Raw genomic sequence first — 15,944 nt, 5'->3', positions numbered from 1 at the left:
TGCGAGGGTTTTTTAGGGGCGGGCGCCCGGTTCGGCCGGGCGGTGCTTGATCATATGAGAGACTACGTAGTCCTTTTTTGCGGCAAGCTCAACTCTCAGGAAACGCGCTTCAGCACAGCGTTAACCGCGGCCTCGGCGGTAATGCCGAAATGCTTGTAAAGCTCCTTTGCAGGGCCGCTTTCGCCGAACGAATGCATGCCGATGAATTCGCCATCCTGGCCGATCACGGCATCCCAGCCCCAACGCACGGCGGCCTCGATCGCAACCTTGACCGGCGCGTTGCCGATGATGGCGGCGCGCTTGGCCTCTGGTTGCGCTAACAACAGCTCGAGCGAGGGAACAGAAACAACCCGTGACGCGATGCCGCGTTCGGCGAGCTGCTTCTGGGCGGCGACCGCGATCTCGACCTCGGAGCCGGAGGCGAACAGCGTCGCCTTGGCTTCGCCCTGGGCTGCGACCAGCTCGTAGGCGCCCTGTGCGCAAGGGTTGTCGTTCGGCACGGTGGAGCGCAGCTGCGGCAGGTTCTGGCGCGTCAGCGCCAGCACGGTCGGGCCGTCGATGCGGTTGAGCGCAAGCTCCCAGCACTCGGCGACCTCGATGGAATCGCAGGGACGGAACACGCGCATGTTGGGAATGGCGCGAAGCGCGGCGAGATGCTCGACCGGCTGGTGGGTCGGGCCGTCTTCGCCGAGGCCGATGGAATCGTGCGTCATCACGTAGACGACGCCCGAGCCCATCAGCGCGGCAAGGCGCATCGCAGGACGTGCATAGTCGGTGAACACCAGGAAGGTCGCGCCGTTCGGCGCGAAGCCGCCATGCAGGAAAATGCCGTTCATCGCCGCGGCCATGCCGTGCTCGCGAATGCCGTAATGGATGAAGCGGCCCTTCGGCGTCTTGGCCGAGAACGCGGTCGCCGATTTCGCCTTGTTGTTGTTGGAGCCGGTGAGATCGGCCGAGCCGGCGAGGAATTCCATCGGCATCGCGCCGGCGATGACTTCGATCACGGCTTCCGAGGATTTGCGGGTCGCCGCGGTCATCGGCTTTTCCAGCAATTCCTTCTTGTATGCGCGCACGGCCTTTGCGAGCGAGGCGGGACGTTCATGGCGCAGGCGGCGCTCGAACTCGGCGCGCTTGCGGCTGCCGAGCTCGCCGAGCCGGCCCTCCCATTCCTGGCGCGCCGCAGCGCCGCGGCTGCCGGCTGCGCGCCACGCCTTCAGCACGTCGTCGGCGACCGCGAACGGCTCGAGCGAGATGCCGAGATTTTCCTTGGCGGCCTTGAGCTCCTCGGCCCCTAACGCCTCGCCATGCACCTTCGAGGTGCCCTGCTTGTGCGGCGCGCCGAAACCGATGGTGGTGCGGCAGGCGATCAGCGTCGGCTTGCCGGATTTCTTCGCGCGCGTGATGGCGTCGGCGATCGCCGCCTGATCGTGGCCGTCGATTCTCTCGGCGGCCCAGCCCGCCGACTTGAAGCGCTTCACCTGGTCGACGGAATCGGAGATCGAGGTCGGGCCGTCGATCGAGATGCCGTTGTCGTCGTAGAGCACGATCATCTTGTTGAGCTTCCAGTGCCCGGCCATCGCGATCGCTTCCTGCGACACGCCTTCCATCAGGTCGCCGTCGGAGGCGAGCACATAGGTGTGGTGATCGACGATCTTCTTGCCGAACTCGGCAGCGAGCATCTTCTCGGCGAGCGCCATGCCGACCGCGGTCGAGATGCCCTGGCCGAGCGGGCCGGTCGTGGTCTCGATACCCCTGGTGCGGAAATTCTCGGGGTGCCCCGGGGTCAGCGAGTCGACCTGGCGGAACTGCTTGATCTGGTCCAGCGTCATCTCGGAATTGCCGGTCAAATACAGCAGCGAATAGAGCAGCATCGAGCCGTGGCCGGCCGAGAGCACGAAGCGGTCGCGGTCGGGCCAGGCGGGCGCGGCGGCGTCGAATTTCAGGAATTGCGTGAACAGCACCGTGGCGATGTCGGCGGCACCCATCGGCAGGCCGGGATGACCCGATTTCGCCTTCTCGACGGCGTCCATCGAAAGGCCGCGGATCGCGTTGGCCATACGGGTGTGATCGACCTGCGTCATGTCTGAAATCCGTCTGAAATGAGGCGCTTGGAGGCGGTGTACGCCCGCGCGGGAGGAGCCTGGCGGCCACTGAAGGTCGGGGCTGGGATAGCACCTCGGTTCCGGGAGTCCAAGGCAGTCAAACGCCGATTCGGCCGTAAAAGTTGCCTGCGGCACGCTGCGAAAGTGGCGGCTCCGTTTCGATGCCATCGCGCGGGCAGGAACCCATGGGTCGGGACGATCCGCGCCTGATCTAGCAGTGCATAGTTTCGCGGCGGCGTTGCGCTCGGCTAGCTTGCCACGTAAATTTCTGCTTCTAACCGCTTGCCGAACCGAGTCTTTTGCCGGACGGCACGCCCCAGGAAAAGGCCACTGGGCAAAGGCCATAGGTTCCGCCGCTGACTACATGAACGATCGCGTGTCCAACAGTTCCGCCATGACGGAGTCCTCCGCGGTCGAGATCGAGATCGCGACCCGCAGGCTGATGTCGGCGCTCGACGCGCTCGAAAGCGCGGTCGAGCGGCGGCGCGACGCCGATCGCGACGAGAACGAGCTTGCGGCACGAATCCAGGCACTGGGCGCGGATCGCTCGCGGCTCGCCGACGAACTCGACGGCGCGCTGGTGAAGGCGCGCAAGCTCGAGCGCACCAATCGCGAGATTTCCGACCGGCTGGATTCCGCGATCGTCACGATACGCTCGGTGCTCGATACCGGAGAGGACGGATGAGCCACATCAACGTCACCATCAATGGCCGGCAATACCGCATGGCCTGCGAGGAGGGCCAGGAGGTGCGGCTGCTCAAGCTCGCGGAAAGCCTGGAGACGCGGATCCAATCGCTGCGCGGAAAATTCGGCGAGATCGGCGATGCGCGCCTCACCGTGATGGCGGCGCTGACCGTCTGCGACGAGCTGGTCGATGCCGGCAACCGTGTCCGCACCATGGAGCAGGAGCTGACCGAGCTCAGGGACTTCCGCAACGCCGCCGTCGAGCGCGCCAGGATGACGCAGACCGCCGTGGTGAATGCCCTGAACGCGGCGGCCGAACGCATCGAGAAGTCGACCCAGGTCCTGAACCGGACCGTCGGCAACGGGATTGCGATCGGCTGACGTTCACCCTCCCCTGGAGGGGGAGGGTCGATCGCGCGTAGCGCGAGCGGGGTGGGGTGATCTCTCCACTCGGGCACTGTTGGATGGGGAGAGACCGTCACCCCACCCCGTCTCACATTTCGCTTCGCTCAATGTGAGCCGACCCTCCCCCTCCAGGGGAGGGTAAGAGCCGTGAACGTCGCGCGAGAGCTCGGCACTCTCGCCGGGCTGGCGATTCGTCAGTATCGTTGTTACATTGCGCGGGCGAGGCTGCGACGCGCGTCAGGAGCCATATATCCCCGGGGCCTTATCGATCCTTTAGGGAACTGTCCCTGGCCGGGCCCGTGGGCCCGGACATATGGTGCCCACCTACTTTCGTAGGGAACTCCGGGATCGAGTGCTTCAACGGCGTACGCGGCTTCGCACTTTTGTTTGCTTGGTTTGTGCCTGTTGAAACGACTGCGGCCAGTCAACAGGTGTCATGCCCCGGCTTGGCGGGGCATCCAGTACGCCGCGGCCTTTGTGTGAATCACTGCCGCCTCTGGAATACTGGATCACCGCATTCGCGGGTGATGACGTGGGGGACCAAAGCGCATGCCCAACTCCAAAGCCGAACTCCGCGCCAAAGCCCTCGCGGCGCGCGATGCGCTCAGCGAGAAGAAGCGCAGCGCTGCCGCCGCAAAGCTCGCCAAGCGCGGACTGCCGTTCGATCTCTTGCCCGGCAGCATCGTCTCCGGCTATTCGCCGATCCGCAGCGAGATCGATCCGATGCCGCTGCTGCAGAAGCTCGCCGAGCAGGGCGCAAAGCTGGCGCTGCCTTGCGTCACCGCGCGCGGCCAGTCGCTGATCTTCCGCATCTTCCACCCGAACGATCGCCTGATGCTCGGCCCGCTCGGCATTCCCGAGCCGTCGCCGGCCGCAAGCGAAGTCATCCCGGATATCATGCTGACGCCGCTGGCGGCGTTCGATCGTCTTGGCCATCGCATCGGCTATGGCGCGGGACATTACGACTTCACCTTCGCGCATTTGCGCAAGGCCAAGAGTATCGTCGGCATCGGGCTCGCTTTTGCAGCGCAGGAGATCAAGGCGGTTCCGGCACTATCCCACGACGTCGCGCTGGATTATGTGCTAACGGAATCGGACGTGTTCGATTTCCGGAGTTCTGAAGTTGCGCATTCTCTTCGTGGGTGATGTCGTCGGCCGTGCAGGACGCACGGCAATCGCCGAATATCTGCCCGGCATGGTCAAGGACTGGTCGCTCGATTTCGTCGTCGTCAACGGCGAGAATTCCGCGGGCGGCTTCGGCATCACGGAAGCGATCTATCAGGAGTTTCTCGACGCCGGTGCCGACGCGGTCACGCTCGGCAACCATTCCTGGGACCAGCGTGAAGCCCTGGTGTTCATCGAGCGTGCCGAGCGCCTGATCCGGCCCGCGAACTATCCGCGCGGCACGCCCGGCCGCGGCGCAGCCCTGGTCGAAACCAAGAACGGCAAGCATGCGCTCGTCGTCAACGCCTTGGGCCGCGTCTTCATGACCCCGTTCGACGATCCCTTCGCGGCGCTGGAGCGTGAGCTCGGCGCCTGTCCGCTCGGCGTCGCTGCGGACGCCATCGTCGTCGACTTCCATTGCGAGGCAAGCAGCGAGAAGCAGGGCATCGGCTTCTTCTGCGACGGCCGCGCCAGCCTCGTCGTCGGCACGCACACCCATGTGCCGACCGCCGACCACCAGATCCTCGCGGGCGGCACCGCCTACATGACCGACGCTGGCATGACCGGCGACTACGATTCCATCATCGGCATGCAGAAGGAAGAGCCGCTGCGCAGGTTCACGTCGGGGATTCCGTCGGGACGGTTCGAGCCGGCCGCGGGCGCGGCGACGCTGAGCGGCGTCGCGGTGGAGACGGATGATGCCACCGGCCTCGCGCTGAAGATCGCGCCAGTGCGCGTCGGCGGAAGGCTGGAGCCAGCGACGCCGAAGTTCTGGTTGAGCTGAGTAGCGGCGCGTCAAACTCAGTGTCGTCCCCGCGCACGCGGGGACCCATACCCACAAGGAGAAGTGTGAGGCAAAGCTCCCACTCCGAATTCTCGCCAAACCACTCCCTGTGGGTATGGGTCCCGGATCTGCGCTTCGCTTGTCCGGGACGACAGCGGAGATTGACACGCGCGATTGCGCATCAATCTCGCTGCAAGTACCGCCACCGTGCTACTCCGCCGTCTGTCCCCGCATCTCCGCGACATCCTTCGCCGTCAGCTTCGAGCCCTTCGTCCCGAACCGCGCCGTGACGTAGTTCGCCACCGCCGCGATCTCGTCGTCGGTGTAGGCGTTGCCGAACGCCGGCATCGACAGCGCGCCATCGGGCGTGTGGCGCTTGGTGCCTGACAGCACGATCTGCGCGACGTTGGTGGCGGCGGGGTCGTTGACGGCCCAGGTGCCGGTCAGCGTTGCCATCGGCGAGACCGGGCTCTCGCCGCTCCAGCCGTGGCAGCTGGCGCAGGCGCTGGCGAACACCTTCTTGCCGCGTGCGTCCGCCGTGACGCCGTCCTTGTGCGAGGCGAGGGCGACGGGTGCCGTGGTGGCGGGCAGGTCGGGCGAGGGCACCGGCGGCACGCTGCGCAGATAAGCAACGATGCTGCTGATGTCCTCCGGCGCGAACTGGCTAAAGCTGTGGTCGACGGCTTCACCCATCGGGCCCGAGGCCGAGCCGTGGCCCGGCGCATGGCCGAGCGACAGATACGAGATCAGATCCTGGTCGCTCCAGTTGCCGAGACCCGTCGCCTTGTCGGAGGAGATGTTGAAGGCGCGCCAGCCCGCCGTGATCGCGCCGGCGAACTTCTTGCGGTTATCCAGCGCAAAACCGAGATTGCGCGGGGTGTGGCATTCGCCGCAATGCGCCAGCGCTTCGACAAGATACGCGCCTCTGTTCCATTCCGGGCTCTTCGACGTGTCAGGCGCAAAGCGCGTGTCCGGATTGAACACGGCCGACCAGGCAATCATGGCCCAGCGCTGGTTGAACGGGAATGACAGCGTATTCTCCGGCGCCTTCGCGCGCACCGCCGGCAGGCTGAACAGATACGCCTTCACCGCCAGCACGTCGGCGTCGGTCATGAATGTGTAGGACGTGTACGGCATCGCCGGATAGAGCCGGGCGCCGTCACGGCGCTGGCCGTGCTGGACCGCGTTCAGGAAATCCTGGTCGCTGTAATTGCCGATGCCGGTGTCCTTGTCCGGCGTGATGTTGGTGGAATAGAGCGTGCCGAACGGCAGCTTGAAGGCGAGCCCGCCCGCATAATCCTTCTCGCCGGGCTTGGTGTGGCAGACCATGCAGTCGGCCGCCTTGGCGAGATATTCACCGCGTTCGACCAGGCTCGCTTTCTCCAGCTTGGCCGGCACGCCGGTCGGCTTGCCGGCGCGGTAATCCGCCAGCGCCACCTTCGTGCCGCCGGAGAAATCGAACGGGCCGGGCCCGCGGATGATCCAGACGCCGAGCCCTGCTGCGAGGATGGCGATCGCAGCGACGCTTGTGAGGATACGCATCTTCCCGCTCATGCCTTCTTCCCCGCAGCCAGCAGTTTTCGGTCAATGGGCAGGCGCCGCAGCGCCACGCCGGTTGCGGCAAGAATCGCGTTGCGCAGCGCCGGCGGTCCGGCGTTGACGCCGGCCTCGCCGATGCCGCCGGGCGCCTCGCCGCTCTTGACGACGATCACCTCGATCTTCGGCGTCTCGTTGATGCGCATCATGCGATAGTCGTGGAAGTTCGACTGCTGCACGCGGCCCTTGTCGATCGTGATCTCGCCATAGAGCGCGGCGGTGAGGCCGAAGATCAGCCCGCCCTCGATTTGCGCCTTCACCGTGTCGGGGTTGACGGCAATGCCGGTGTCGACCACCGAGGTGATGCGGCGGAGCACGATCTCGCCGATGTCGTCGATCTCCGCCTCCACCACGGTCGCGATGAAGCTCGCGAATGACGGCTGCACGCAGACGCCGCGGCCGACGCGCGGAGGCAGCGGTTGACCCCAGCCGGATTTCTCCGCGACCTGGTTGAGCACCGCGAGCATGCGCGGGTTCTTGGTCAGCATGGACTTTCGGAACTCGATCGGGTCCTTGCCCGCCTTGCGCGCGAGCTCGTCCATCGCGCATTCGACCGCGAACACGTTGTTGTTCGGGCCGACGCCGCGCCAGAAGCCGGTCGGCACCGACAGCGGCTCGGCGCGGACATATTCGACGTGGAAATTGGCGAAGTCGTAGGGCGCATCGACCGCGGCATCGATCGCGTCGATGTCGATGCCCTTCTGGAACGCCGGCGGCAGCCAGCGCGCCAGCACGGCGGAGCCGGCAACCTTGTACTTCCACCCCGCGACCTTGCCGTCGACCAGCGACGCCGTGATCTGGTCGCGATAGACCGGACGGTAGACGTCGTGCTGGATGTCCTCCTCGCGGGTCCACACCACCTTAACGGGGTAGTCGACCTGTTTTGCGATCTTCACCGCCGCGATCACCATGTCGGGTTCGAGCTTGCGGCCGAAACCGCCGCCGAGCAGATGGTTGTTGACGATGACCTTGTCGACCGCAAGCCCAGCGGCCTTCGCCGCCTCCGACTGCACGCGCGTCATGATCTGCGTGCCGGTCCAGATCTCGCAGGAATCGGATTTGACATGGACGGTGGCGTTGATGGGCTCCATCGATGCATGCGCCAGGAACGGCAGCTCGTAAGCCGCCTCGAACTTGTCGCCGCTCGCCAGCGCCTTGGCGATGTCGCCGTCGGATTTGGCGACCGCGCCGTCCTTCTGGCTGGCCTTGCGCAGATCGTCCCAGACATCCCTCGTGGTGATCGCAGCGCTGGGTCCCTCATTCCACTCGATCTTGAGGGCTTCGAGGCCCTTCTTGGCCGCCCACATGTGATCGCCGATCACGGCGACCATGTCGTCGAGCACCACGACCTTGCGCACGCCGGGGAGCTTCACCGCGGCGCTGTCGTCGACCTTGCCGACCTTGCCGCCGAACACGGGGCAGGCGGCGACGGTCGCGAACTTCATGCCGGGCAGGATCGCGTCGATGCCGTAGACGGCCTTGCCGTTGACCTTGTCGGGCGTGTCGAGTCGCTTCAGCGGCTGGCCGATGATGACGAAGTCCTTGGGGTCCTTCAGCGCGACATCCTTCGGCGGGGTCTGTCCCTGGGCAGCGAGCGCCAGCGCGCCGTAAGCGAGCTTGCGGCCGCTGGCTTCATGCGCGACCTCGCCCTTCGACGCCGTGCAGCTCGCGGGCTCGACGCCCCATTGGGCGGCCGCGGCCTGCACCAGCATCGCGCGCGCGGTGGCGCCGGCCTTGCGCAGCGGCGTCCACCAGGCCCGGATCGAGTTGGAGTTGCCGGTGACCTGCAGGCCGAAGGTCGGATTGCCGTAGAGCTTGTCGTTCGGCGCGGCGTGCTGCACCTCGACCTTGCTCCAGTCGGCATCCAGCTCTTCGGCGAGCACGGCGGAGATCGAGGTATAGGTGCCCTGGCCCATCTCGACCTGCGGCATCATCAGCACGGTGCGGCCGGTCTCGTCGATGCGGATGAAGGCGTTGGGCGCGAACTTGCCCTCGGTTGCATCGGGCGGCTGCACCGGTTCGTTGACGGCCGCGCGCAGCGGCAGATGGAAGGCGAGCAGGAAACCGGTGGCGAGACCGCCGGTCAGCAGCGCGCGGCGGGAGACGCTGTTATGTGCATTCATGGTGGACCTCAGGACTGACGGCCGTTGGCGGCCTGCTTGACGGCCTCGCGGATGCGGACATAGGTGCCGCAGCGGCAGATGTTGCCGGCCATCGCAGCGTCGATGTCGGAATCGTCAGGATTGGGCGTAGCGGCCAGCAATGCGGCGGCCGACATGATCTGGCCGGACTGGCAATAGCCGCACTGGATCACTTCGAGGTCGAGCCAGGCCTTCTGCACTTTCGCGCCCGCAGGCGTGCTGCCGACATGTTCGATCGTGGTGATGGCGCGGTTCTCGACCGCGCTGACCGGCAGGACGCAGGAGCGCACGGCCTTGCCGTCGACATGCACCGTGCAGGCGCCGCATTGCGCGATGCCGCAGCCGAACTTGGTGCCGGTCATTCCGAGGATGTCGCGCAGCACCCACAGCAGCGGCATTTCAGGTGGCGCATCGAACGATTTCGTTTCGCCGTTGATGGTGAGAACAGTTGCCATATGCATCCCCTTGCTCGCTCGATCGCTTACGTCGATCTAGTCAGCCAATTCGCGCGCGACAATGAAGCGTCGCAATCTCCGGCAATGCATATTTGCGCTGCTGACGCGTCAGCCCATGACGTTCACGAATTTGTGCGGCGCTCGCTGCCAGCGTTTTGGGCTAATTGATATGATAATCGTCATGTTTTGATGCTTTTTCGGCGCGCGCGTCGTCGATCACCGCAGATTGTCGTGCGGATGCGCAAAATCATGCGATGACGAAAGTCGTGCGATTGGGAAAGTTTCGTGACCGGAGAGCCGCGCGACGGCGAACCTCGCCTGCGGCCCATCCTTCGAGACGCCCGCCTCCGGCGGGCCCTCAGGATGAGGACGGAGTCCGCAGCAGCAGTTTCAACCGGACACCGATGCAGTGAAGCCTCATCCTGAGGAGCCCGCGTGAGCGGGCGTCTCGAAGGACGAGGCGCTTGCTCCGGCCTTGCCAAGCTCGGATGCCGAACTTCGGAATAATAGCATTGTGCCCTTGTTTTGCCCGACGAGTCAAAACGGGCCGGAGGCTGCCGGCGTAAGCCATTGATTTCGGACGCCCCGGCTACTGTGCATGGGGTTGTTTTTCAGATTTTTGACTGAGCGGCCCTCAGCTCTGCCGGAAACCCATCCGGAAGGCGCCCCAACGCTTGCCGCGGATCACGATCGGCGAGGACAGGTCCTTCATCAGCACGAACTGCCCGCCGCCCATGTCGCGCCGGTAGGTCTGGAGCAGGAACGGCTTGGTGTTCGCCGCGACCTTCTGCACTGCCCGATCGTTGAACAGGCGGCGGTTGCGGCAATTGGCGTTGTTCCAGACCGGGTCCTTGCCCTGCGGCAGGCGGTAGTTGGGGTTGTGGGTCGGCAGATAGCCGCCCTTGGCCCAGGCGACGCAGAACACGATGCGGGGATCGGATTTCTGGATCGGATCCTGGATCGCGGGCAGTACGCGGTCGGTGAAGTCGACGTAGTTGGTGAGGTACTGCTTTGGATCGGTGCCGGGAATTTCGCGATACGTCTCGTCCATGAGCTGGTCGAGCGTGATGTCGCCGCGATCGATCGCGGCCTCGAATTCGGTCGAGATCCGCTTCGCGGTCTCGACGACGATTCGGATCAGCGGTGCGTCCGATGTCTCGACGCCGCTGTCGGCGATCAGCGCGATCAGGCCTTCGGAGGTGTCGAGCAGCTTTGTCACGCGCTGATCGGCGCTCTTGAGATCGCGCGAGGAGAGGTCGACGCCCTTGGCGAGTTCGTTCAGCTCGCTGATGACGGTGTCGCAATGTCCGAGATTGGAGGTTGCCGCGCGCGTGACGCTGCCGATCTCCGCCTCCACGGAGGCGAAGCCCTGCTGAACCCGCGAGATGATGCCGGAGATCGCTTGCGCGCCTTCACCTGCGGTCTTGGCGCGCTGCGAGGCGTCGCTGCTCTCGCCGATCAGGCCTTCGATCTGGCCGTCGAGATCGCGCACGGTGTCGGAGATCTGGTGCGTGGCCTGGCGGGTGGCTTCCGCGAGGTTCTTCACCTCGCTTGCCACCACGGCAAAACCGCGACCGGCATTGCCGGCGCGGGCGGCTTCGATGGTTGCGTTCAGCGCCAGCAGATTGGTCTGCTTCGCGATCGCCTCGATCGAGCCGGAGACTTTCGCGACCTGCGCCAGCGCCGAGCCGACGGCGCTGAGGCGCGCCTCGATGCGCTCCACCGCCGCGACGAGCTCGGAGATGTGGTTGACCGCGGTGTCGACGGCGCTGCGCGATTGCGCGATCTCGCCAACCGCCGCGGACGTGGTGGTTTGCACGGCCTGCGATGCATTGGCGATATCGTGGTTGGCCGAGACCATCGTCTCGGCGGTCTCCTGGAGATGGTGGAACCGTTCTGACTGGTTTGCGACGCGATTCGCGACTTCCTGGACGTTGCCGGCGATATCGGCGAGTTCCACGCCGAGGCCGCCGATGCGGTCGGCAAGCTGATCGATCAGCCGCTCGGCCAGCGTGCGATTGGAGCCGGTGTCCATGACTGCAAGTTGTACGACGGACATGTTCGATGAGTCCTCCAGTCAGAGCCGCACCCCGGCTCACGGCGGCATTCCCATTCCAATTCAGTTTAAAAGGATGATTCGCGGTCGGCGTCTTGCCTGAGCGTGCACTCAGGCGCAATTCGCGCCTTATTTCTCTATTCCGCTCGAAAAATTGCGGGACATTTTTTCGGACCAGGATCTAGAGCTTGTAGGCCGTGCGGAATCCACCCCAGTGCCGGCCCTGCACGCGGATCGGAACGTCGATCTCGCGCATCATCACCGTATTCCCATTGCCCATGTCGCGCGCATAGCTCTGCACCAGGTACGAGCGCAGGTTGCGTGCGGCCGCCAACCCCGCCGGGTCGTTGAATATCCTGCGGTTGCGACTATTGGCTGTGTTCCAGGCGACGTCGCCCGGCCGCTGCGGGTGCGAATAGATCTTGTTGTGCACCGGCAGGAAGCCGTTGCGGTCGACCATGGCGCAGAACGCCAAGCGCTGGTCCTTGGCCAGAAAGACCTCCTGGAACGGCGGCAGCGCGCGGTCGGCCCAGTCGAGATATTTCGTGCGGTATTGCTGCGGATTGGTCCCGGCGATTTCGGCGTAGTCGGTGTCGAACAGGTCGTCGATTCTGACTTCGCCGCGGGCAACGGCCTGCTCGAAGATCTGGGTCAGCGCGTTGCCCGCTTCCATGGCGCGGGTGACGAACTCCGTGTTCTCTTCGTGGATCGCCCAGAGCCTGTCCTCGATTTTTTCGCGGAGCTCGGCATTGGGGCTGGCGAATTGCGCGCGGGCACCGGCCTTGGATTGCTCGACCACGCGCAGGCGGCAGGCGCCGACGGCTTCGAGGGTGCCTTCGATCATCGCTTGCGGTGCAAGCCGGCCTGCATCCGCGCCGCCGATCAGCACGCCGTCCATCGAGATTTCATAGACCGGCATCACGCCGCGCGGGCTCTCGAACTTGAGATGGCAGGGCAGCCGTTCGGTCTTGCGGCGGTCGTCGTGCTCGCTCTGGCGGAGCAGCACGGCGCAGCGCGATTTCAGCTTCTGTGCGAAGGTGGTGACGGCTTTGCCGGCACTGGCGACGTTCTCGCCGTGGCTCTCGGCGGCCTTGGTCGCGGCATCGATCTCGGCTGCGCTCTCGCCGACCGAGACGATGAACTCCGAGGCGCTGGCGGCGTTGCCGGAAACTTCGCTGGTGGTGGCGTTCTGTTCGGCGACCGCGCCGTTGACGGTCTCGAAGACCGGGCGGATCGCCTCGATCGCCTGCGAAATGCGGTGCACGGCATCGGCAGAGCCGGCGGCGTCGCGCTGCAGCGCGTCGATCTTCTTCGTAATCTCTTCCGTCGCCCCTTGCGTCTGCACCGCGAGGGCCTTGACCTCGGTTGCGACGACCGCAAAGCCTTTTCCGGCAGCGCCTGCGCGTGCGGCCTCGATCGTCGAGTTGAGCGCGAGCAGCGTCGTCTGCCGCGCGATCTGCGCGATCAGGTTGACGACATTGCCGATGGCGGCGGAGGATTCGCGCAGGCGATCGACATTGGCGCGGGCTTCCTGCGCCGCGGCGCTGGCCTCGTCGGCGAGCTTGCCGGCCTCGCGAACCTGCGCTCCGATCCCCAGCGCGGACTGGGTGAACTTGTCGGCGGCATGGGCGAAGGTCGAGGCGGTCGATTGCGCGGCATTGGTCCGGCCGGTCAGGGCGTCGGTGCGGTCGCGGATGGCGGCAAGCGTCGATGCGGTCGCTTCGGCGCCGCCCGCCACCGAATTGGCGGCGCGCTCGAGCTGGCGGATCATCGCGCCGAGCTCGAGTTCCAGTAATTCCAGGATCTCCCGTGCCGAATCACCTTCGGCTGGGGCGGGCTCGGACTGGGTCACCGGCGGCGCGGCCTCTGCGGCTGCCACCGGCGCGGCCATATCCGGCAGACGCTTCCGAAATAGTCCGAATGCCATCAGGTCTCTCTTGTCGGGGGACGCTCGGAGGTTATTTTCGCAGGCTGGAATGAAGTCAGGGTTAACGATGCCTCACCTCTAGGCAGGGGCCTGTACGGTGTTACCTTAAGGTATCCGAGACCCTTTCATTCCGGTGGGTTGGCGGCCTATAAGGCCGCGTTTCCCACCCTCATTGGCGTACGCTTCCAAGAGACCCCCGAGAGACCACGCATGGCCGGACATTCCCAATTCAAGAACATCATGCACCGCAAGGGGCGGCAGGATGCCCAGAAGTCGAAGCTGTTCGGCAAGCTGGCGCGGGAAATCACCGTCGCGGCCAAGCTGGGCACGCCCGACCCCAACATGAACCCCCGCCTGCGCGCCGCCATCATCGCGGCGCGCCAGGAGAACATGCCGAAGGACAATATCGAGCGCGCCGTCAAGAAGGCGCTCGGCAATGAGGGCGAGAACTATGACGAGATCCGCTACGAGGGCTATGGCCCCGGCGGCGTCGCCGTCATCGTCGAGGCGCTGACCGACAACCGCAACCGCGCCGCCTCCGACATCCGCTCCTTCTTCACCAAGTCGGGCGGCAATCTCGGCGAAACCGGCTCGGTGTCCTTCATGTTCGATCGCACCGGAATCATCGAATACGACCGCAGCGTGGCCTCCGACGATGCCGTGCTCGATGCCGCGATCGAGGCCGGCGCCGACGACGTCGTCTCCGGCGAAGCCGGTCACGAGATCTATGCCTCGACCGAGGGCTATCGCGACGTCGCCAAGGCGCTGGAGGCCAAGTTCGGCGAGCCGCGCAAGGCCGCGCTGATCTGGAAGCCGCAGAACACGGTCGCGGTCGACGACGAGACCGGCGAGAAGCTGCTCAAGCTGATGGATCTGCTGAACGAGCACGACGACGTCCAGCACGTCTACGCCAATTTCGAGGTGTCAGACGCGCTGGTCGCGAAGATGGGCGGCTGAAGTTCACCGTGTCCCGGACGCGCTGCAGCGTCCCCGGCGATGCGAAGCATCGTCCGGTGCGCTGCTGCGCAGAGCCGGGACCCATCGTTCTCTAAGCATCGGTGGCAAAATGGGCCCCGGTTCAGCGCCGCACCGCTTTGCGCTGCGTCGCGCCCGGGGCACCAGACGCCACTTCCCCTGTTACTTCCGTTCTGTTTCTGTTTCCCCCACGGCAGCCAGCCGCTATCACTGGCCCATGACTGCGCTCCCGATTCGTGGCCCCGTTCGCATCATCGGCATCGACCCTGGCCTCCGCCGCACCGGCTGGGGCGTGATCGAGGCCGAGGGCAATCGCCTGATCTATGTCGCCTGCGGTTCGGTGGAACCGCCGGACGATTTGCCGCTGGCGCGCCGGCTACTCGCGATCCACGAGGGGCTCGCGGCCGTGCTCGCGAACCATCAGCCGATGGAAGCCGCGGTCGAGCAGACCTTCGTCAACAAGGACGGCGTTGCGACGCTGAAACTCGGCCAGGCCCGCGGCGTCGCCATGCTGGCGCCCGCGATGTTCGGTATCTCTGTCGCCGAATACGCGCCGAACCAGGTCAAGAAGACCGTGGTCGGCGCCGGCCATGCCGACAAGCAACAGATCGCGATGATGCTGAAGATATTGCTGCCCAAGGCCGAGCCGCCGTCCGCCGACGCCGCCGACGCGCTCGCCATCGCCATCACCCACGCCCATCACCGCCAGAGCACCGCGCTCAGGCTGAAGGTGGCGGGGTTATGAGTTGCACGCTCGAACAGCTCCCTCCCCCCTTGTGGGGGAGGGCTGGGGAGGGGGGTAGCCGCAGCAGCAGTGTTGCCGTCGTTGATGAGCCGGGCACGCCGTCCTCGCGCTCTCGAGAGAATCCCCGTGTGGCACCCCCCTCCCTGACCCTCCCCCACAAGGGGGGAGGGAACGCACCGACATTGCCGCGCGTCCTTCAAGCAGTGGGTGCGCAGCGATGATCGGCAAGCTCAAGGGCCTGATCGATTCCTACGGCGAGGATTATGTGCTCCTCGACGTCGGCGGGGTCGGTTATCAGGTGCATTGCTCGGCGCGCACGCTGCAACATCTGCCCAAGCCGGGCGAGGCCGCCGTGCTGTCGATCGAGACCTATGTCCGCGAGGACCAGATAAAACTGTTCGGCTTCCGCACCGACCAGGAGCGCGAATGGTTTCGCCTGCTCCAGACCGTGCAGGGCGTCGGCGCAAAAGTCGCGCTCGCCGTGCTCGGCACGCTGGCGCCGTCCGATCTCGCCAACGCCATTGCGCTGCGCGACAAGGCCGCGGTGGCGCGCACGCCCGGGGTCGGCCCCAAGGTCGCCGAGCGCATCGTTACCGAATTAAAGGACAAGGCGCCGGCTTTCGCCAATGTCGATCCGGCTGTGGTGCATCTTGCCGGCGCCGTCGACGACCAGCGGGCACCGCGCCCGGTGGCGGACGCGATCTCGGCGCTGGTCAATCTCGGCTATGGCCAGCCGCAGGCGGCCGCCGCCATTGCATCCGCGTCGCGCAGCGCGGGCGAGAATGCCGAGACGGCGCAGCTCATTCGCCTCGGCCTGAAGGAACTGGCGAAGTGAGCGCGGCAATGGTCGGTCTCGTAGGGTGGGCAAAGCGCAGCGTGCCCACCATCTTTCAACCGATCGGAGACATGG

General features: G+C 65.6%; 13 protein-coding genes and 1 other RNA gene. 8 read left to right on the top strand and 6 right to left on the bottom strand.

The features are described from left to right. Positions 1-95 precede the first annotated feature (95 nt). Positions 96-2,081 (bottom strand): transketolase, encoded by a 1,986-nt coding sequence (gene tkt, locus XI03_RS25335; RefSeq protein WP_271593629.1) that lies wholly within the window; start codon positions 2,079-2,081, stop codon positions 96-98. Between the two features lie 385 nt (positions 2,082-2,466). On the opposite strand from tkt, the gene XI03_RS25330 reads away from it, so the two are divergent. From XI03_RS25330 to XI03_RS25310, 5 genes are all read left to right on the top strand, one after another. Continuing rightward, a complete protein-coding gene (locus XI03_RS25330; RefSeq protein WP_028142025.1) occupies positions 2,467-2,787 on the top strand; it encodes a DUF4164 domain-containing protein in 321 nt (106 codons plus the stop codon). Further along, complete coding sequence (locus XI03_RS25325; RefSeq protein ID WP_018318702.1) at positions 2,784-3,167, top strand: cell division protein ZapA; 384 nt, start codon at positions 2,784-2,786, stop codon at positions 3,165-3,167. The genes XI03_RS25330 and XI03_RS25325 overlap by 4 nt, the downstream gene beginning before the upstream one ends. A gap of 243 nt (positions 3,168-3,410) precedes the next feature. Then, positions 3,411-3,571: non-coding RNA, 6S RNA (gene ssrS, locus XI03_RS25320), on the top strand. Between the two features lie 169 nt (positions 3,572-3,740). Then, a complete protein-coding gene (locus XI03_RS25315; protein WP_271593628.1) occupies positions 3,741-4,337 on the top strand; it encodes a 5-formyltetrahydrofolate cyclo-ligase in 597 nt (198 codons plus the stop codon). Further along, positions 4,315-5,139 (top strand): TIGR00282 family metallophosphoesterase, encoded by an 825-nt coding sequence (locus XI03_RS25310; protein WP_161966267.1) that lies wholly within the window; start codon positions 4,315-4,317, stop codon positions 5,137-5,139. The genes XI03_RS25315 and XI03_RS25310 overlap by 23 nt, the downstream gene beginning before the upstream one ends. Positions 5,140-5,349: 210 nt before the next feature. Here the strand turns inward: XI03_RS25310 and XI03_RS25305 are convergent, their stop codons facing one another. The 5 genes from XI03_RS25305 to XI03_RS25285 all read right to left on the bottom strand — a co-directional run bounded on the left by XI03_RS25305 (position 5,350) and on the right by XI03_RS25285 (position 13,314). Next, the gene (locus XI03_RS25305; protein ID WP_271593627.1) at positions 5,350-6,693 is read right to left on the bottom strand and encodes a c-type cytochrome; all 1,344 of its coding nucleotides are present in this window, start codon (positions 6,691-6,693) and stop codon (positions 5,350-5,352) included. Next, positions 6,690-8,858, bottom strand: coding sequence for a xanthine dehydrogenase family protein molybdopterin-binding subunit (locus tag XI03_RS25300; protein WP_271593626.1), 2,169 nt, complete (start codon positions 8,856-8,858; stop codon positions 6,690-6,692). The genes XI03_RS25305 and XI03_RS25300 overlap by 4 nt, the downstream gene beginning before the upstream one ends. Before the next feature lie 8 nt (positions 8,859-8,866). Beyond that, positions 8,867-9,331 (bottom strand): (2Fe-2S)-binding protein, encoded by a 465-nt coding sequence (locus XI03_RS25295; protein ID WP_028142020.1) that lies wholly within the window; start codon positions 9,329-9,331, stop codon positions 8,867-8,869. A 634-nt stretch (positions 9,332-9,965) separates the two neighbouring features. Beyond that, positions 9,966-11,390 (bottom strand): methyl-accepting chemotaxis protein, encoded by a 1,425-nt coding sequence (locus XI03_RS25290; protein ID WP_271593625.1) that lies wholly within the window; start codon positions 11,388-11,390, stop codon positions 9,966-9,968. A gap of 178 nt (positions 11,391-11,568) precedes the next feature. Next, positions 11,569-13,314: a methyl-accepting chemotaxis protein gene (locus XI03_RS25285; RefSeq protein WP_028142018.1), complete on the bottom strand. Its 1,746-nt coding sequence runs from the start codon at positions 13,312-13,314 to the stop codon at positions 11,569-11,571. Between the two features lie 210 nt (positions 13,315-13,524). Here XI03_RS25285 and XI03_RS25280 point away from each other — a divergent pair, with 210 nt between their 5' ends. From XI03_RS25280 to ruvA, 3 genes are all read left to right on the top strand, one after another. Then, on the top strand, positions 13,525-14,271 hold the full coding sequence (locus tag XI03_RS25280) for a YebC/PmpR family DNA-binding transcriptional regulator (RefSeq protein ID WP_038971391.1): 747 nt from the start codon (positions 13,525-13,527) through the stop codon (positions 14,269-14,271). Positions 14,272-14,506: 235 nt separating this feature from the next. Further along, positions 14,507-15,034, top strand: coding sequence for a crossover junction endodeoxyribonuclease RuvC (ruvC, locus tag XI03_RS25275; protein ID WP_271593624.1), 528 nt, complete (start codon positions 14,507-14,509; stop codon positions 15,032-15,034). A 217-nt stretch (positions 15,035-15,251) separates the two neighbouring features. Further along, positions 15,252-15,869 carry a Holliday junction branch migration protein RuvA gene (ruvA, locus tag XI03_RS25270; protein ID WP_271593623.1) on the top strand — a complete coding sequence of 206 codons (618 nt, stop codon included), beginning with the start codon at positions 15,252-15,254 and terminating at the stop codon, positions 15,867-15,869. Positions 15,870-15,944 lie beyond the last annotated feature (75 nt).

The sequence above is a fragment of the Bradyrhizobium sp. CCBAU 65884 genome (assembly GCF_028128835.1).
In the GTDB taxonomy this organism is placed as follows: domain Bacteria; phylum Pseudomonadota; class Alphaproteobacteria; order Rhizobiales; family Xanthobacteraceae; genus Bradyrhizobium; species Bradyrhizobium ottawaense.
Note: the sequence above shows the minus strand (reverse complement) of the source record. Positions and strands in the feature narration are given on the sequence as shown.